This window comes from Azospira oryzae, assembly GCF_004217225.1.
Classification (GTDB): domain Bacteria; phylum Pseudomonadota; class Gammaproteobacteria; order Burkholderiales; family Rhodocyclaceae; genus Azospira; species Azospira oryzae.
The window spans coordinates 1,760,432-1,777,567 of record NZ_SHKM01000001.1 but is presented as its reverse complement, the minus strand read 5'-3'; the positions used below and the strand labels follow the sequence as shown (position 1 = coordinate 1,777,567).

General features: G+C 56.4%; 16 protein-coding genes. All 16 read left to right on the top strand.

Annotated features, from left to right (window positions below; genetic code table 11):
* Window positions 1–34 precede the first annotated feature (34 nt).
* The 16 genes from EV678_RS08115 (at window position 35) to EV678_RS08040 (ending at window position 17,119) form a co-directional block, all read left to right on the top strand.
* A complete protein-coding gene (locus tag EV678_RS08115) occupies window positions 35–1,144 on the top strand; it encodes a UDP-glucuronic acid decarboxylase family protein (protein WP_235832419.1) in 1,110 nt (369 codons plus the stop codon).
* 64 nt (window positions 1,145–1,208) lie between these two features.
* Window positions 1,209–2,984: an ABC transporter ATP-binding protein gene (locus EV678_RS08110; protein WP_130459124.1), complete on the top strand. Its 1,776-nt coding sequence runs from the start codon at window positions 1,209–1,211 to the stop codon at window positions 2,982–2,984.
* 10 nt (window positions 2,985–2,994) lie between these two features.
* The gene (gene pseB, locus EV678_RS08105) at window positions 2,995–3,993 is read left to right on the top strand and encodes a UDP-N-acetylglucosamine 4,6-dehydratase (inverting) (RefSeq protein ID WP_130459123.1); all 999 of its coding nucleotides are present in this window, start codon (window positions 2,995–2,997) and stop codon (window positions 3,991–3,993) included.
* 2 nt (window positions 3,994–3,995) lie between these two features.
* On the top strand, window positions 3,996–5,156 hold the full coding sequence (pseC, locus tag EV678_RS08100; RefSeq protein WP_130459122.1) for a UDP-4-amino-4,6-dideoxy-N-acetyl-beta-L-altrosamine transaminase: 1,161 nt from the start codon (window positions 3,996–3,998) through the stop codon (window positions 5,154–5,156).
* A gap of 52 nt (window positions 5,157–5,208) precedes the next feature.
* Window positions 5,209–5,907: a pseudaminic acid cytidylyltransferase gene (gene pseF, locus EV678_RS08095; RefSeq protein WP_130459121.1), complete on the top strand. Its 699-nt coding sequence runs from the start codon at window positions 5,209–5,211 to the stop codon at window positions 5,905–5,907.
* A complete protein-coding gene (gene pseG, locus EV678_RS08090) occupies window positions 5,868–7,007 on the top strand; it encodes a UDP-2,4-diacetamido-2,4,6-trideoxy-beta-L-altropyranose hydrolase (RefSeq protein WP_207222211.1) in 1,140 nt (379 codons plus the stop codon). Before pseF ends, pseG begins: the two co-directional genes overlap by 40 nt.
* On the top strand, window positions 7,000–7,530 hold the full coding sequence (pseH, locus tag EV678_RS08085; RefSeq protein ID WP_328590243.1) for a UDP-4-amino-4,6-dideoxy-N-acetyl-beta-L-altrosamine N-acetyltransferase: 531 nt from the start codon (window positions 7,000–7,002) through the stop codon (window positions 7,528–7,530). The genes pseG and pseH overlap by 8 nt, the downstream gene beginning before the upstream one ends.
* The gene (pseI, locus tag EV678_RS08080; RefSeq protein ID WP_130459119.1) at window positions 7,523–8,578 is read left to right on the top strand and encodes a pseudaminic acid synthase; all 1,056 of its coding nucleotides are present in this window, start codon (window positions 7,523–7,525) and stop codon (window positions 8,576–8,578) included. Before pseH ends, pseI begins: the two co-directional genes overlap by 8 nt.
* A 68-nt stretch (window positions 8,579–8,646) precedes the next feature.
* Window positions 8,647–9,609, top strand: a complete 963-nt coding sequence (locus EV678_RS08075; RefSeq protein WP_165397473.1) for a Gfo/Idh/MocA family protein — start codon at window positions 8,647–8,649, stop codon at window positions 9,607–9,609.
* Window positions 9,606–10,898, top strand: a complete 1,293-nt coding sequence (locus EV678_RS08070) for a DegT/DnrJ/EryC1/StrS family aminotransferase (protein ID WP_130459117.1) — start codon at window positions 9,606–9,608, stop codon at window positions 10,896–10,898. The genes EV678_RS08075 and EV678_RS08070 overlap by 4 nt, the downstream gene beginning before the upstream one ends.
* On the top strand, window positions 10,895–11,437 hold the full coding sequence (locus EV678_RS08065; protein WP_130459116.1) for a GNAT family N-acetyltransferase: 543 nt from the start codon (window positions 10,895–10,897) through the stop codon (window positions 11,435–11,437). The genes EV678_RS08070 and EV678_RS08065 overlap by 4 nt, the downstream gene beginning before the upstream one ends.
* A gap of 11 nt (window positions 11,438–11,448) precedes the next feature.
* Complete coding sequence (locus EV678_RS08060) at window positions 11,449–12,351, top strand: hypothetical protein (RefSeq protein WP_207222209.1); 903 nt, start codon at window positions 11,449–11,451, stop codon at window positions 12,349–12,351.
* 42 nt (window positions 12,352–12,393) lie between these two features.
* Window positions 12,394–14,034 (top strand): hypothetical protein, encoded by a 1,641-nt coding sequence (locus EV678_RS08055; protein WP_207222208.1) that lies wholly within the window; start codon window positions 12,394–12,396, stop codon window positions 14,032–14,034.
* A gap of 67 nt (window positions 14,035–14,101) precedes the next feature.
* A complete protein-coding gene (locus EV678_RS08050) occupies window positions 14,102–14,845 on the top strand; it encodes a TylF/MycF/NovP-related O-methyltransferase (RefSeq protein ID WP_165397472.1) in 744 nt (247 codons plus the stop codon).
* Between the two features lies 1 nt (window position 14,846).
* A complete protein-coding gene (locus tag EV678_RS08045) occupies window positions 14,847–15,884 on the top strand; it encodes an FkbM family methyltransferase (RefSeq protein ID WP_130459112.1) in 1,038 nt (345 codons plus the stop codon).
* Window positions 15,885–15,925: 41 nt separating this feature from the next.
* Window positions 15,926–17,119: a glycosyltransferase family 4 protein gene (locus tag EV678_RS08040; RefSeq protein WP_165397471.1), complete on the top strand. Its 1,194-nt coding sequence runs from the start codon at window positions 15,926–15,928 to the stop codon at window positions 17,117–17,119.
* The last annotated feature ends 17 nt before the right edge of the window (window positions 17,120–17,136 follow it).

Sequence of the window (17,136 nt, the reverse complement as noted above, 5' to 3'; positions counted from 1 at the left end):
CAGAGCTATTGCGCAGCACTGTTGTTGTCGGAGCGTGATCGCCCATTGGATGGGTGTTGGAAGCGAAGCCCTTCGCTGGTCGCGTCTCATGTTGTCGACGTCGAAGCTCAATGTCGTTCAGCGACAGGTCAAACGACAGTGTCTGCTCAAAGAATTGTTAAAGGAATGTTGTATGCGTGGCTATAGTATTCGGAAGCGGGTTCTGGTGACTGGAGGAGCAGGGTTCCTGGGGTCACACCTGGTTGAGCGCCTGATTGCCCGTGGCGATGAAGTTGTCTGTCTGGACAACCTATTCACGGGAATCAAGCAGAACATCGAGCATTTGCTCGGCCATCCTCGCTTTGAATTCATCCGCCACGACGTAACCAATCCCATCAGCCTGGAGGTTGATGAAATCTACAACCTGGCATGCCCTGCCAGCCCGGTGCACTACCAGCATGATCCGGTACAAACGATCAAGACCTCGGTGCATGGCGCAATCAATGTGCTGGAGCTGGCCCGCCGCCTCAATGTGCGTGTATTTCAGGCTAGCACAAGTGAAGTGTACGGGGACCCGGTGGTGCATCCCCAGTCAGAAGAGTATTGGGGGAATGTCAATCCCATTGGCCCCCGCAGCTGTTACGACGAGGGGAAGCGTTGCGCCGAAACCCTGTTCTTCGATTACCACCGCCAGTACGGTATCGATATCCGGATTGCCCGGATTTTCAATACCTATGGCCCGCGCATGCATCCTAACGATGGTCGGGTAATCAGCAATTTCATCGTACAGGCATTGCGTGGGGAAGACATCACGATTTACGGGGACGGCTCCCAGACCCGCAGCTTCTGTTTTGTAGACGATATGGTAGAGGGCTTCCTGCGGTACATGGATGTACCGGGAAGGGTTTGTCCGGGGCCTGTGAATATTGGCAATCCCCGAGAGTTCACGATTCGTCAGTTGGCAGAGATGGTGATCGAAATGACCGGTGCCAAATCACGCTTGATCAATTGCCCTCTACCGAAGGACGATCCGAAGCAGCGTCAGCCAAATATCAGCCGGGCGCGTGAACTGCTGGATTGGGCGCCCAAAACTGAAGTCGAAGTGGGGTTGCGCAAGACGATCGATTATTTCGACAAGTTTCTCTCGACTGAAGATGCAGGCTGATATTACTCAACGCGGAGGTTCAATGCCTGAACCGTCCCGTTGCAGTCTCAGATTCCGTTAGCCTATGGCCGCAGCCAATTCCCTCTTTCCCCTGTTGTCCCGTCTGTGGGCCCATATCGGCCAGGGCCAGCGGCGGCAGCTGTTCCTTCTCATCCTGCTGATGATGGTTGTTGCCCTGGCCGAGATGGTCAGTATCGGCGCGATTTTCCCGTTCCTGGCGGTACTGACAGGGCCTGAAAGGGTCTTCAATCATCCTCTCGGCCAGTATTTCGCCTTCCTGTTCGGATTGGTGGAGCCCCGGCAGTTGCTGTTGCCCATTACGCTCCTGTTCGCTGTGGCGATTGTGCTGGCTGGCTGTATGCGGCTGTTGCTGGTTTGGGTGCAGACCAACATTTCCTATGCTATCGGTTCAGATTTGGCCCTGGATGTCTACCGGCGGACCCTGTACCAGCCTTACGCCGTTCATACCAGCCGCAACAGCAGCGAAATCATCAACGGCGTCTATAGCAAGGCGAGCGGAATCAGCAGCTATGTGATCCTGCCCCTGGTCACCATCGTCAGTACCGCCACGCTGGTTGCCGCGATACTGGTCACCCTGATCGGAGTGGACCCGTTTACCTCTTTGCTGGCACTGGCAGGATTCGGCGTCATCTACGGTGGCGTGATCAAGCTGACCCATCGCCGGTTGTTCCGTAACAGCCGCCTGGTGGCGGACGAGGCAGGAAGGGTGATCAAGTCGCTGCAGGAGGGGCTTGGGGGGATTCGCGATGTCCTGATCGACAGGACCCAGGATGTGTACTGCGGCGCCTTCAGGAAAGCGGATTTGTCCATGCGCGCGGCCCAGATCAACAGCACCTTCATTGCCCAGAGCCCCCGTTTTGCCATGGAGGCATTGGGGATGCTGCTGATTGCAACCCTGGCGTACAACCTGGCGCAGGGCGATGGAGGGATTGTCTCGGCCATGCCGGTCCTGGGTGCCCTGGCGCTTGGAGCGCAACGTCTGTTGCCGCTGCTGCAGCAGTGTTTCCAGGCCTGGTCGTCCATTCGAAGCAATCAGGCATCCCTGGCGGACACGCTGGATCTGCTTGAGCAGCCCATGCCCGAACATGCGCGGCAAGGTGATGTGCCCCCCCTGGTATTCGAGCGGAACATCAGGCTTGATGACGTGTACTTCCGCTATTCCCCCGAATCGGACTGGGTACTCCGGGGAGTGTCGCTCGAAATACCCAAGGGCAGCAGGGTCGGGGTGATGGGGGAAACCGGCTGCGGCAAGAGCACCATGCTGGACATCGTGATGGGACTGTTGTCCCCAACCTCAGGTTCGCTGGCAGTGGATGGGGTGGTCATTGGGGCGGAAAACGGGAATGGCTGGCAAGCCCATATCGCCCATGTGCCCCAGAGCGTTTTCCTGGCAGACAGTTCCATCGCCAGCAATATAGCGTTTGGCGTTCCTGTCGATGAGATAGACATGGAACGTGTTCGGGAGGCGGCTTTGCGGGCCCAACTGCTGGATACCATCCAGTCGTGGCCGGAGCAATTTGATACCCGGGTCGGGGAGCGCGGAGTGCGTTTAAGCGGCGGCCAGCGGCAGCGCATTGGCATTGCCCGCGCCCTGTATAAGCGTGCCGATGTCCTCGTTTTCGATGAGGCCACCAGCGCGCTGGACAATGAGACCGAACGGGCTGTAATGGAATCGATTCAGGCCTTGGGTGCCGATACGACCGTGCTCATCATTGCACATCGCCTGAATACGCTTAATAGTTGCAATATCATCGTCGAGCTCGGAAAGGGGCAGGTAGCCCGCGTAGGCTCCTATCGAGACATCCTCTCCAATTCCTAGAAGAAGCACCATGCTGACAAATACTTCGATCCTGATCACTGGGGGCACCGGTTCGTTTGGTAACACATTCGTGCCGATGACGTTGGCCAAGTTCAACCCCAAGAAGATCGTCATCTTTTCCCGGGATGAAATGAAACAGTGGGAAATGGCCAAGAAATTTGGCGGAGACGAGCGGGTCCGGTTCTTCATCGGCGATGTACGTGACCGGGAGCGTTTGTACCGGGCTCTCGATGGCATCGATTATGTGGTTCACGCAGCGGCGACCAAGATCGTGCCGACAGCCGAGTACAACCCGTTCGAGTGCGTGAAAACCAATATCAATGGCGCCATGAACCTCATCGATGCCTGCATCGACAAGGGGGTGAAACGGGTGGTGGCCTTGTCCACCGACAAGGCCAGCAGTCCGGTTAACCTGTATGGCGCTACCAAGCTGGCCTCCGACAAGCTGTTCGTTGCCGGGAATTCCTATGCCGGTGGCCATGACACCCGTTTCGCCGTCGTTCGCTACGGCAACGTCATGGGCTCCCGCGGCTCGGTCATCCCTTTCTTTATGTCCATCAAGGACAAGGGAGTGTTGCCTATCACCGACGAACGTATGACCCGGTTCATGATCTCCCTGGAGCAAGGGGTGGAACTGGTCTGGCACGCCTTCGGCGATATGGAGGGCGGCGAGATCTACGTCAAGAAGATTCCGTCCATGAAGGTGACCGATTTGGCCCGGGCCATCGCTCCCAATGCCAGTCTCAAATATGTCGGCATCCGTCCGGGGGAAAAGCTCCACGAACAGATGATCAGCGAAGAAGATGCCCTGTATTCCTATGAATACCCCGAGCATTTCAAGATACTCCCGGCAATCCATAACTGGCATTTGAGTCCTGGCCGGATCAAGGATGGCAAGAAGGTGCCGGAAGGCTTCAGCTACACCAGCGACAATAATTCGGAGTGGATGGGAATCGAGGAACTGCAGCGCTGGATCGCCATCAACCAGGAAAAGATCGGGAACATCTGACCATGATTCCCTATGGACGCCAGGAAATCACCGACCGGGACGTCGAGGCGGTGCTTCAGGTTCTCCGCTCCGATTTCCTGACCCAGGGGCCCGTAGTCCCCCGCTTCGAGGAACGGGTAGCCGCTCATGTCGGAGCTGCCCACGGTGTTGCAGTGAACAGCGCTACCTCGGCCTTGCATATTGCCTGTTTGGCGTTGGGGCTGGGGCCTGGTGATTGGTTGTGGACCAGCCCCATAACTTTTGTCGCTTCTGCCAACTGTGCTTTGTATTGCGGCGCCCAGGTCGATTTTGTCGATATCGATCCCCGCACCTTCAACATGTGCCCCCGGGCACTGGAAGCGAAGCTGGCGGCGGCGGAAAAGGCCGGGCGTCTGCCCAAGATATTGGTGCCCGTCCACATGTGCGGGCAGCCTTGCGATATGGCGGCGATTCATGAGCTGGCGAGCCGTTACGGCATCAGGATCATTGAGGATGCCTCTCACGCCATCGGCGGGAAATATCGGGATGAGTACATCGGTAACTGCCGTTTTAGCGATGTGACGGTATTCAGCTTCCATCCGGTCAAGATCATTACCACGGCCGAAGGCGGGATGTCCCTCACCAACGACTCCTCCCTGGCCGAGCAGATGGCTTTGCTGCGCAGCCATGGGATCACCCGGGACCCGGCACGAATGACCCACGAGCCTGACGGTCCTTGGTATTACCAACAGGTGGCCCTCGGTTTCAATTATCGGATGACCGAACTGCAGGCGGCCCTTGGGGTGAGCCAGCTGGAGCGGTTGGATGCCTATGTGGCTCGTCGCCATGAACTGGCCCGGCGCTATGATGCGCTTCTCGCCCCTCTGCCGGTTTCCATCCCGTGGCAGCATCCGGACGGCTATTCCGGATTCCACCTCTATATCGCATGCTTGCAGGGAGAAGTGTCGCCGGAGCGGCATCGGCAGGTCTTCGAGGCTTTGCGCAGTCGCGGAATCGGTGTCAATGTCCATTACATTCCCGTGCATACCCAGCCGTTCTATCGGGACATGGGGTTTCGGGAGGGGGATTTCCCCCATGCTGAAGACTACTATCGGCAAGCCATCAGCCTTCCTCTCTACCCGGGAATGAGTCTGGACGACCAGGATGCGGTTGTTCAAGCCTTGAGTGAGGCCCTGGCTAGCTGACCGGGAAGGGGCAAGCTGTCAGTCATTTGCTGTTCATGAACCTGGAATATCTATGAGACTCGCCGTCATCCCCGCCCGTGGGGGCAGCAAGCGCATCCCGCGGAAAAACATCAAGACCTTTTGTGGCAAGCCGATGATTGCCTGGTCCATCGAGGCGGCATTGGCGAGCACCTGTTTTGACCGCATCATCGTTTCCACCGACGACGAAGAAATTGCCGCCGTTGCACGGGATTGGGGAGCGGAAGTACCTTTCTTTCGGCCAGCCGAGCTTTCGGGGGACCATGCAGGCACTATTCCTGTGATTGCCCACGCTGTTCAGTGGCAGCAGGCCAATGGGAAGGCGGCGGACCAGGTTTGCTGCATCTACGCGACGGCACCGTTCGTGCATGCGCAGGATTTGCAAACAGGTTTTCAGACGCTGCTGAATACCGGGGCGGATTACGCTTTCTCTGTTACCAGTTTTGCCTTTCCAATTCAGCGGGCCATTCGCATCACCAAGGAACACAGAGTGGAAATGTTCCATCCTGAGCATTTCCACACCCGCTCCCAGGATCTGGAAGAAGCATTTCATGATGCTGGTCAATTCTATTGGGGGAGGGCCGATGCTTGGCTGGCCGGAAAGCCAATTTTTTCCCCGGACGCGGCGCCAGTGATTCTGCCGCGCCACCGCGTCCAAGACATCGACACGCCTGAGGATTGGGAGCGTGCCGAATGGATGTTCAGGGCGCAACAACAAGCTACGGCTGCATGAGCGCAGCGAGGGTCGCTTTTCGCGTCGATGCCTCCCTAATCATCGGGACCGGCCATGTCATGCGCTGCCTGACGTTGGCCGGCTCTTTGCGCGCTCTCGGATGCGACGTCTTCTTTATTTCCCGGGAGCATCCGGGTAATTTGACCGAAATTGTACGCGCCGCAGGTTTTCCTATCCGGATTCTGCCAGGTTGTCACCAGGAAGAGCCTCCCCTGCCTCATCCCTCTACGTCCCACCTCTCCTGGTTGGGCGCGGACTGGGCTCTTGATGCACAACAAACCCAAGTCGCGTTGGGGGCCGGTTCTGTAGATTGGCTGGTGGTCGACCATTATGGACTGGACGCCCGGTGGGAATCGCAGCTTCAGTCCTCATGCCGTCACTTGATGGTGGTTGATGATCTGGCTGATCGTCCTCATTCTTGCACCGTACTGCTTGACCAGAACCTTGGCCGTTCGCCGCAGGATTATTCTTCCCTGGTGCCTGCGTCATGTCGGCTGCTCGTTGGTCCGCAGTTTGCCCTGCTCCGGCCGGATTTCGCCGCTAGGAGGGCTCTCGGTGTCGTGCGTCGATATGGCGGAGAGGCTCCCCGGATACTGATTGCTATGGGGGGGGTGGATCGGGACAACATCACGACCCGCATGCTTAACGCTTTGGCTCATCGTGGTTTGCCCGAGGGCTCTACCATCTCCGTGGTGCTGGGAGTCCATGCTCCATGGCGCCGGATCGTTGAGGAAATGGCCGCAAAAATGCCCTGTGCCACCCGGGTTCTGGTCGGAGTGTCCAATATGGCTGACTTAGTGGCTGGCAGTGATATCGCTATCGGCGCCGCAGGAGGTAGTGCGTGGGAGCGCTGTTGCCTTGGTCTGCCGACCTTGATGATGGTTCTTGCCGACAATCAACGGGATGGCGCCACCGCCTTGGTTACGGCAGGTGCGGCCCTATTGTTGGATAATGACTTTTCCGATGGTGACTTCGCCGGGAAGCTCTCGCAGATTCTATGCCCTGAGCAGCATGCGGCAATGCGGGAAGCGTGCCTGCAGATAACCGATGGTAGCGGCGCCGATAGGATGGCCAGAATAATTGCCGATAACGATGTCTAAATCGAAGTGCACTGTCCGCCCCATGGATGAGGGTGATCTGGAGCGGGTCCTAGTATGGCGGAACTCTCCGGAGGTGCGGACATTTATGCTGACCCAGCATGAAATAACTCTTGCCGAGCATCGCGCATGGTTTGAGAAAGTTCATGCCGATGCATCCCGTGCCCTGCTGATTGCTGAAGACGAGGGCGGTCCTTTTGGTTTCGTCGGCTTTTCCGGTGTCTCAAAGGCAGGGGCAGCCGACTGGGGATTTTATACTGCACCGGAGGCCGTCCGTGGTTCCGGCAGGCAGTTGGGGGCTGCTGCGCTTGAGTACGCCTTTCACTCCCTGGCTTTGCATAAGGTGTGTGGTCAGGCGCTGGGCTTTAATACGGCTTCCATCCGCTTTCACCTATCTCTTGGCTTCCAGCAGGAGGGAGCGTTGCGGCAGCAGTATCAAATTGACGGCAAATACCATGACCTGATCTGCTTTGGTCTCTTGGAGCAGGAGTGGTGTTGCAGAACAGAGAGTGCAGAGGATGAATAGTAAGGAAGTCATTCGTATCGATGGTCGTGCCATCGGTGACACGTTTCCCCCTTATGTGATTGCCGAGCTTTCCGCCAATCACAATGGCCGCCTTGAAACGGCATTGCGTATCCTGGAGGAAGCGCAGAAGGCTGGGGCCGACGCCGTCAAGCTGCAGACCTACAGGCCTGACACCATTACCCTAGACAGCAGCAGCGAGGGCTTCGTCATTCAGGGCGGGTTGTGGGATGGGCGTCGCCTGTATGACCTGTACCAAGAGGCCCATATGCCCTGGGAATGGCATGCGCCCCTGTTCAAGCGTGGCAGGGAGCTGGGCATCACCGTGTTCAGTACTCCTTTCGATCCCACTGCGGTGGATCTGCTGGAAGATTTGAACGCACCTGCCTACAAGATCGCCTCTTTCGAAGCCGTCGACCTGCCCTTGATCCGCTACGTGGCGTCGACCGGCAAGCCGATGATCATTTCCACCGGCATGGCCGATGCGGAAGAAATCGCCGAGGCCATTGCGGCCGCCCGCGAAGGGGGCTGTCAGCAACTGGCAATCCTGCATTGCGTCAGCGGCTATCCCGCGCCGGCGGCGGACTATAACCTGCGAACCATCCCCGACATGATGGAGCGTTTCGGTCTGGTGACGGGGCTTTCAGATCACACACTGGATAACACGACCGCCATTGCCAGCGTGGCGCTGGGGGCCTGCATCATCGAGAAACACTTCACTCTGGACCGCCTTGGTGGCGGTCCAGATGACAGCTTTTCCCTGGAGCCGCCGGAGTTGGCGGCGCTGTGCCAGGGCGCGCGTACAGCATGGGAGGCCCTGGGGCGGGTGGATTACGGGCGTAAGTCCAGCGAGCAGGGCAATGCCCAGTTTCGCCGCTCCTTGTACTATGTCCGGGATCTTGATGCTGGCGAGATAATTGGCGTGGATGCTGTTCGCAGCGTTCGCCCCGGCTTCGGGCTGGCACCGAAGCACCTGGATAGTGTCCTGGGACGCCGGGCAGCACGCAAAATAATGCGAAATACACCGGTTACCCCTGATTCTTTCGAGTGACTCCGGTAAACTTGCACCTTTAGGCCGGGGCGGCCCTCCGCCCCGGCGCAATGTGGCAGGGAGAATGTGTGAGTCTGGGCGCCGTTGTCATTGGTCTGGGAAGGATCGGTCTTACTTCGGACTTGCCGTCGAGTTCCGAGGGGTTCATCTTCACCCACGCCCGGGCATTTGCCATACATCCGGCTTTCCGCCTGCTCGGCGGGATGGATCCGGACCGGACGCGTTGCCAGGAAATGACCGAGACCTACGGGTGTCCGGCCTGTGCCTCTGTTCCCGAACTGTTGACGGCCTGCCAGCCGGAGGTGGTCGCTATTGCGGCAGCGACTGCGGTCCATGGCTCCCTGGTGCACCAGGTATTGGAGCATTCCCGTCCCCGGGCCATTCTGTGCGAGAAGCCGCTGTCCCACGATATCGGAGAAGCCAGGGAGATCGTAGCCGCCTGTCAGGCGGCCGGCTGCGAGCTGTTCGTCAATTACATCCGGCGTGCCGACCCGGCGGTGCAGGAGGTGCGGCGGCGTATCGATGCAGGTGAAATATCCACGCCCCTCAAGGGGGTTGTCTGGTATTCCAAAGGCCTGCTGCATAACGGTTCCCACTTTTTCGACCTGATGCAGTATTGGCTGGGCGACCTGGTTTCCGCCCAGGTGGTGGCACCGGGGCGCGACTGGCAGGGTGATCCGGAGCCCGACCTGCTACTGAGCTTTGCCCGGGGACGCATCCATTTCCTGGCTGCCCGGGAAGAGGATTATTCCCACTACACCGCTGAGCTGGTTTCCCCCTCCGGCCGTTTGCGCTACGACCTGGGGGGCTGGAAACTGGTCTGGCAGCCGGCTGTGCCGAGCCCGACCAATAGCGGCTATACGGTCCTGGACCGGGTGGAGCATGAAATCCCCAGCCATCTGGCGCGCATTCAATGGCTTGTAGCCGACCAGTTGAAGCTGGCCTTGAGCGGAGAACAGCATTGCCTGTGCTCCGGGCAGGAGGCTTTGGGCGCCCTCGAACATCTCACTTCCATCAAAAATTCCCTATGAGCACTCAATCGAACACGGATGCACTGGCCCTATTTGGCGGCCCCAAAGCAATTGATCGGGCCTTTGTCCGCTACAACCCGATCGGCCAGGAAGAGGTGGAAGCGGCCAAAGCCGTGGTGGAAAGCGGGGTTCTTTCCCAGTTCATCGGTGCCTGGGGTGAAGACTTCCTTGGTGGTCCCAGGGTGCGGGAGTTTGAGCGTAAGTGCGAGGCCTATTTCGGCGTCAAGCATGCGATAACGGTCAATTCCTGGACCTCCGGGCTGATCGCCGCCGTTGGGGCGCTGGATATCGAACCGGGGGACGAAGTCATCGTTTCTCCATTCACCATGTGTGCAAGCGCGACAGCCATCCTGCACTGGAATGCCATTCCGGTCTTTGCCGATATCGAGCCCGATACCTTCTGCCTGGACCCCCGCTCCGTTGAAGCCAATATCACTCCCCAGACCAAGGCCATCATGGCGGTGGACATCTTTGGCCAGTCTGCGGACATTGATGCCCTGATGGAGATAGCCAGTCGCCATAATCTGAAGGTTATCACCGACACGGCTCAGGCTCCTGGGGCGCTATACAAGGGAAAGTACGCGGGTACCGTTTCCCATGTGGGGGGCTTCAGCCTCAACTATCACAAGCACATTCATACCGGCGAAGGCGGCATCCTGGTTACGGATAACGACAGGATCGCCGACCGTCTGCGCCTGATCCGCAATCACGCCGAAGCCGTGGTCGGCCCCATGGGCGAAACCAACCTGGCCAACATGATTGGCTACAACTTTCGTCTCGGTGAAATCGAGTGTGCCATCGGCCTGAGTCAGTTGAACAAGCTGGAAGCGCTGGTCCAGGGGCGTCAGCGGGTCGCCGAATACCTAAACCGAGGGCTGGCAGGCTTGCCCGGGCTCCGGACGCCCAAGGTGCGCGAGGGCTGTACCCATGTCTATTATGTGTACCCCATGGTGCTAGACATTGCCCAGCTTGGAGTTTCCCGGGCCAGAATTGTCGAAGCCCTCACTGCAGAAGGCGTTGCCGGACTCGCTGCCGGCTATGTCAATGTACATATGCTGCCCATGTACCAGAAGAAAATTGCTTATGGCTCGAGGGGCTTCCCCTGGTCATCCGAAATCTGCAAGCGTGAGGTCAGTTATGCCAAGGGTGTCTGTCCGGTGGCTGAAGAGCTGCATGAGTCGTCTTTCCTGGGCTTTGCCATGTGCCTGCACGACCTGAGTGAAGCCGACGTGGATCTCATTGTCGCCGCCTTCCACAAGGTCTGGGCCAATCTGGAGGCGCTGAAATGATCTACCGCCTTGGTGACTCATATTTTGTCCGTCCTCTCCGTGAAACGGACCTGGACGGTCCCTACCTTTCTTGGTTTGAAGATCAGGAGGTTTGCCGCTACAACTCCCACGGCAAGTATCCGCGGAACCGTGAGTATTTCCGCGCCTTCTACGATTCCTTGAATGGCGCCGACAAGTTGGTGTGGGCCATTTGCCACGATCAGGACGGCCATATCGGCAACATCAGCCTGCAGGGCATTTCCAGTATCAATCAACATGCGGAATTCGCCATTCTTTTGGGGGATCGTCGCCACTGGCAACGGGGGGTGAGCAGGATGGCGGGCCAATGCCTGATTGAACACGGCTTCAACAAACTTAATCTGGTCCGGATTTTCTGTGGGACCGCAGCCACCAATCTGGGGATGCAACGTCTGGCCCTGAGCCTCGGTTTCAGGGAGGAGGGGCGGCGTAAAGCCCACCTATACCTTGATGGGCAATGGGTGGACGTCGTCGAGTATGGTCTGCTGCGCCAGGATATTGAACGGTTGGTATCGAACTGATGCGCTGTGTCGTGAGTCATGACGCTGGCGGGGCCGAGATTCTGGCCAGTTATGTCGTGCGAGAAGGCGGTGACTGGCTGTTTGTGCTGGAGGGCCCTGCTCGGAAGGTGTTCACACGTCGCTTGGGTGCGGTGGCTTGTTCTTCCCTCGTTGATGCCATCGAAGCTTGCGATGAGGTACTGACCGGTTCGAGTTGGCAGTCTGATCTCGAGTGGCGGGCTATTGGCGCCGCGCGCCAGGCAGGCAAACGTGTGGTGACTTTCCTCGATCACTGGGTCAATTATCGGGAACGTTTTATTCGTACTGGGATAGAACATCTGCCAGATGCTATTTTGGTCGGCGACCACTACGCTAAAGCGGTGGCGAGCCGGGTTTTCCCGGATATTGAAGTCATGCTGGTTATGAATCCCTACTTTGAGGATATGAAGCATGAATTCTCCCTTTGCTACGAAGAGGTGAGGGGGGGCTCCGCGAGGCGGGGGCTGCGTGTCCTCTTCGTGAGCGAGCCCATCAGCGAGCATGCACTCTTGGCCCATGGGAATCCGCGGCAGTGGGGGTATACAGAATTTGACGCCATTCGTTATCTGCATGGAGGCGTGACTGCTCTCGGGGGGTATGTTGAATCTCTCGTTATTCGCCCCCACCCAGCTGAGGCGGTGGGAAAGTACGACTCACTGATAGCCGAAATGCAGCCGCTGGCAAGATTGGGCGGCGGCATGCCGCTGATACGCGAGATAATGGAGAGCGATGTGGTAGTGGGGTGCGAATCAATGGCAATGGCGGTGGCATTAATTGCCGGTCGTCGGGTTGTTTCGGCCATTCCTCCTGGCGGGCGGCCTTGCGTCCTTCCTCACCGAGAAATTGAGTCTTTGTCGGAGTTGGTAGCCCGTCGGGATTCTCAGGCCTCGATGTAATTAACCGGTAGGTTCGCCTTATCCTTTTTGAAAGTTTTCTTGATGTGGTCGGTTAAAAGCAGTCTGAAGTTTTTACGCCATTATTCGTTTTACATTGCCATGCGCTTGGCTGATCAGTACGTTCAGTTGAAAAATGCATGGCGTAGACGTAAGCCCAATGAGGCTGAGGCGGTATGGGCTGCCTCGGAGGTGACCCAAAAATACTGTGAGTTCAACAAGAGGAATCTGGGCGCAGCCGGGGGCGGAAGTAAGGGGGTCATCCTTATGGATTGCTTCCCCATTCCCGTGTGGGTAGTGGCTAACGGGGTCCTGGCCAATCGGTTAGCTGCAAGATGTGACGCAGAACTGCTCAGCTATGGAGATAGTCGCCGTTCCCCCTGGGTGAACAAGGTTTATGCATCGTTTGGATGCAATGGCCATGTGGTGATTGACCTTCAGGCGGAGCAACGTCGTCGGCATCGACAGCTATATATGGAAGCCCTGCGCACGTTGAAGACAAAGGAGGACTTGTTCTCCTATTCAATCAACGGGGTTCAGATCGGTGATGAAATATACGAGTCCTATCTGAGGACGTTCAGTCGCCCCACGGCGGAGTTGGATCGATTCCTTTGCCAATACCTGATCTATGTCGCAATTGGGTATTTCGTATTCTTTGAAGACTTCTTCAAGCAGCACAATGTGCTGGGTGCGGTGTTGTCCCACGACATCTATATACAGATGGGTATCCTGGCGAAAATTGCTTGGAAAAATGAAGTCCCCGTCTATTTGGCCAATGCTCATGATCTGAAGCGGACACTAGGGCCGGATCAAAAATGGTCCGAGTTTTCAAAGTATCCGGAGTATTTCTCTCAGCTGGATAAGGGGAGTCAAGAGGCCGGCATTCGCTGGGCCGAGGAGCAACTCAGCAAGCGTCTTGGTGGGGCAGTGGGTGTTAACATGCCGTACTCCTCCAAAAGTGCGTATATCAGCGATTTCATTGATCGGCAGACGGCGGCCACTGAGAAAAAGAAGATTGTCATTGCCACCCATTGTTTCTTTGACAATCCCCGGGCCTATGGCGGGATGTTGTTTCCGGACTTTTACGAGTGGATCAGTTTTCTTGGCACGCTGGCTGAGCAGACCGATTATGAGTGGTACATCAAGACGCATCGGGATTTTCTGCCCGGTACTGCAAAGGTGATCCAGGATCTGGTTGAGAAGTATCCGCGTATCAAGCTCATCAACCCCAATACCTCATGGCATCAGTTGAAGGCCGAAGGTGTCGGATACATCCTCACCTGCTATGGTTCCGTCGGTCACGAGCTTCCATTGCTCGGTTTTAAAGTGATCAATGCGGGTTATAACCCCCATATTGCATATGAATTCAATTGGCACGCGAAATCGATAGATATGTATCGGCGAATGCTGCTTGATCTGGATGGTTTGGGGGACATAAGGGAACTCAACAAAATTTATGAGTTTTACTTTGTTCACCATCGCTTGTCGCGCCTTAACCAGAGTAGTTATTTCGATTCCTGGGGATCAATGATTGCCTATGCGACCAAGAACGTACGTTCCGATGAGATTTTTGAAACGGTCATGCGGGAAGGTGACGGTCGATTGGCTCAGGTCATTGAGGCTGTTGATGAATTCGTCGCATCTGACTACCTGTCGGAAGCCGAGATGCTGATTTACAAGAATTGACTGCAACGATAGTTGTAGCTGCACTATTTATAGAATTTTCTGTGGGGGTTTTATGTTGGGTAGAGCTATGAATGTACTGCGTCGTATCGTCGACCGATCCCAAGGGCCGCAAGTTGAGGGGAGTGCGGCACCTCCTCCCGATATGGAGCCGGAATTCATTGAACTGTACGAGCGTTTCAAAGCCTATTCAATGACATCCATAGAGCGGATGTACGCGTTTTATCAGGCCCTGGATTACATCTCCACCAGTGGTCTTGAAGGGGATGTGGTTGAGTGCGGGGTGTGGCGTGGCGGGAGCATGATGCTTGGTGCATCAACCCTGATGTCCCGCAATCAGGCACACCGCAAACTGTTTCTTTACGACACCTTCGCTGGCATGACCGAGCCGACCAGCAAGGACGTCGATTATCTGGGGGATGCAGCCAAGGAAAAGTGGTGGCAGACCAAGGGCTGGGAATGGACATGCGTGTCGCTCGATGTAGTGAAGAGCAACATGAGTATGACCGGTTACCCGCAAGACAATCAGGTGTTTGTTCAGGGTGATGTGCTACAGACCATTCCCAAGGTTCTGCCGGAAAAAATCGCCTTGCTGCATCTGGATACCGATTGGTATGAATCGACCTATCATGAGCTGGTGCATCTGTTCCCCAGGATTGTCCCAGGAGGTGTAGTCATCATCGATGATTACGGTCATTTCAAGGGCGCGCGGGAAGCAGTGGACCAGTATTTCCGGGAACACAACGTGAAAATACTGCTGAACCGGATTGATTACACCGGTCGCATGGGTGTGGTAGCCGGGAAGGGGGTTTGAGGTGAATTCGTCCGAGCTGAAAAAGCCCCCCATCGTTGTTGTCGACGTCGGTGCCAGGAGTGGTGTCCAGGCAATCTGGGAGAAGGCCCGCTACCCCGTTCTGGTCCTTGGCTTTGAGCCGGATGCAGAAGAGTGCGATGCTTTGAATGCCCGTACTCCCGACGCTTCCGATCACTTGGTGCAGGCCCGCTATTTCCCCTGGGCTCTGGCTGAGGATCGCTCCCAAAGATCCTTGTACCTATATAAGGATCGTCGCCTCAGTTCCTTCTATTTGCCCAACGAGGCCCTACTCTCCCAGTTCCCCGTTCCTCGTTTGCTGAGCGAGGGGGCCTTTTCTGTAGATGCCAAGGTCGATCTGGACTGTATTTCCCTGGACGAATTCTGCCAACGGGAAAAGGTTGGTAAGGTGGATTTCATCAAGCTAGACACGCAGGGGTCCGAACTGGAAATCCTGCGTGGTGGCGACAAGACCCTGGATGACGTCTTCGGTATCGCCGTAGAGGTTGAGTTTTCCCCTCTTTATGCAGGACAACCCTTGTTTGGCGATATTGACGCCTACCTTAGGAGCAAGGGGTTTTCGCTTTTCGACTTGAACCGTCACTGGTGGAAGCGGAGTGCTGAGCAAGGTGTTGAAAGCCGGGGACAAGTGATGTTCGCCGACGCGATTTATTTGCGCGATCCCGCGTTATCCTCCTCCGCCCTGTACTGGGACAACTTGCGGAGCGATCCCAGTGCTATCGAACGGATGGTTGCGCTTTCCTGTGTGCTTGGGTATTCGGATTTTGCCGTGGCCTTGCTTGATCACTTCAAGAGGGCGGCATTCATTGATGGCAAGTCATTCGAGGCGCTGAGTGTCAAGTATGTTCGTCGTCGTGACTTTCCTCCCGTTCACCAGCCATCACGTTCAGTCTGGGCGAGGGCGGTGGCTATGGTAAGTCGTGCCATTGCCAGCCGGATTTCCAAGATATCGGACGATGCCCATTATCGGCATCTCAACCAGCATTATTACGATAACGATGAGCGTAAGGGCATTCGATAATATGCCTGCTACCAGTCAGGCGACGTATGCCCGGAGTGTTTATGCACTGTGATGTTCTTCTTGTATCAAACCTCTATCCGCCGATTCAGATCGGTGGCTACGAGATTGCCGCCAGAGATGTGGCCGAGGGGTTGCGAGCACGTGGACTGACTGTCCATGTGCTCGCCTCCGATTACCGTAAAGAAGAGTTTTCTCTGGCTGATGAGCAGGATATATCCCGGGACCTGAAGTTGATGGGAAGCTGGTATGAGGATTACCCAGTGAGTGATCCCCTGGAAAACTCCCGGCATAACTTCCTAGTCACCCAGGAATTCCTGCGTAAACTGAAGCCGAGACTTGTTTATGCCTGGAATCAGGCGAATCTGGGGGCAGGTCCGACTGTGGCTGCCGAAGCGGAAGGGGTGCCGGTCCTCCATCACATCATGGGGTACGATCTTCTTTCCTATCGGCGGCGAGGGGCGACGTTTTTCGCCTCCATCCGGGAATTTCTGCGCAGCATTCGCTACTCCACCTGGCGGGACTATCGGCTTGCGGACAGGCACCTGAAGAACATCGTTTTTCTCAGCAGCTATATGAAGGATTTCTACCGGAAAGAAGGTGTGTGTCCGGAGTATGCGCCCGTGGTTTACCCCGGGATTGCTGTGGAAACCATCACGTGTAAGGACCGGTACGAAATTCGAGACAATAGCTTCAATGTCGTATTCCTAGGGCAGTTGGCTCCACATAAAGGGGTCTCGGAAGTCAAGGAGGCGCTGAATCGGATTGCCGCCAATAACCCGGCGTTGAATTTGACGCTCACTTTGATTGGCAATGGTGAATCTGAGTATGTAAACAGCCTTCTCGCCCCCTCCGCTGTCAATGTCGTACATAGGGGATTCGTCAACCGTGCCGATCTGTATCGGCAACTGTCCGGCTACGACGCGGGGGTTTTCTCTTCCACCTGGGAGGAGCCGTTTGGTATCGCCCAAATCGAAATGATGGCGGCTGGTTTGCCAATCGTCAGCAGTGCTACCGGTGGTGCGGCGGAGCCGTTGAAGGGTGAGGTCAATTCGCTTGTCTATAACTCGAGAGTTCCTGGCGAGCTGGAGCAAAAGTTCCAGGTACTCATCGACACCTACGCCTCCCGCGCGGCAAGGCTTGGTGCCCAAGCGCGTAAAACGGTTGAAGAGGGTTTTTCATTGGAAGTCATGCATCGTAATATCTACGATGCTGTGAGCAAGGTTATCCGCAGCTGACGGTTTGTCATCTGTTG

Excerpts from the sequence above, each read along its gene's own strand:
- EV678_RS08070 (WP_130459117.1), top strand. The coding sequence starts at position 9,606 with ATGAGCACTCAATCGAACACGGATGCACTGGCCCTATTTGGCGGCCCC.
- EV678_RS08065 (WP_130459116.1), top strand. The coding sequence starts at position 10,895 with ATGATCTACCGCCTTGGTGACTCATATTTTGTCCGTCCTCTCCGTGAA.
- pseF (WP_130459121.1), top strand. The coding sequence starts at position 5,209 with ATGAGACTCGCCGTCATCCCCGCCCGTGGGGGCAGCAAGCGCATCCCG.
- EV678_RS08055 (WP_207222208.1), top strand. The coding sequence starts at position 12,394 with ATGTGGTCGGTTAAAAGCAGTCTGAAGTTTTTACGCCATTATTCGTTT.
- pseB (WP_130459123.1), top strand. The coding sequence starts at position 2,995 with ATGCTGACAAATACTTCGATCCTGATCACTGGGGGCACCGGTTCGTTT.
- EV678_RS08040 (WP_165397471.1), top strand. The coding sequence starts at position 15,926 with ATGCACTGTGATGTTCTTCTTGTATCAAACCTCTATCCGCCGATTCAG.
- pseH (WP_328590243.1), top strand. The coding sequence starts at position 7,000 with ATGTCTAAATCGAAGTGCACTGTCCGCCCCATGGATGAGGGTGATCTG.
- EV678_RS08050 (WP_165397472.1), top strand. The coding sequence starts at position 14,102 with ATGAATGTACTGCGTCGTATCGTCGACCGATCCCAAGGGCCGCAAGTT.
- EV678_RS08110 (WP_130459124.1), top strand. The coding sequence starts at position 1,209 with ATGGCCGCAGCCAATTCCCTCTTTCCCCTGTTGTCCCGTCTGTGGGCC.
- pseC (WP_130459122.1), top strand. The coding sequence starts at position 3,996 with ATGATTCCCTATGGACGCCAGGAAATCACCGACCGGGACGTCGAGGCG.
- pseI (WP_130459119.1), top strand. The coding sequence starts at position 7,523 with ATGAATAGTAAGGAAGTCATTCGTATCGATGGTCGTGCCATCGGTGAC.
- pseG (WP_207222211.1), top strand. The coding sequence starts at position 5,868 with ATGGATGTTCAGGGCGCAACAACAAGCTACGGCTGCATGAGCGCAGCG.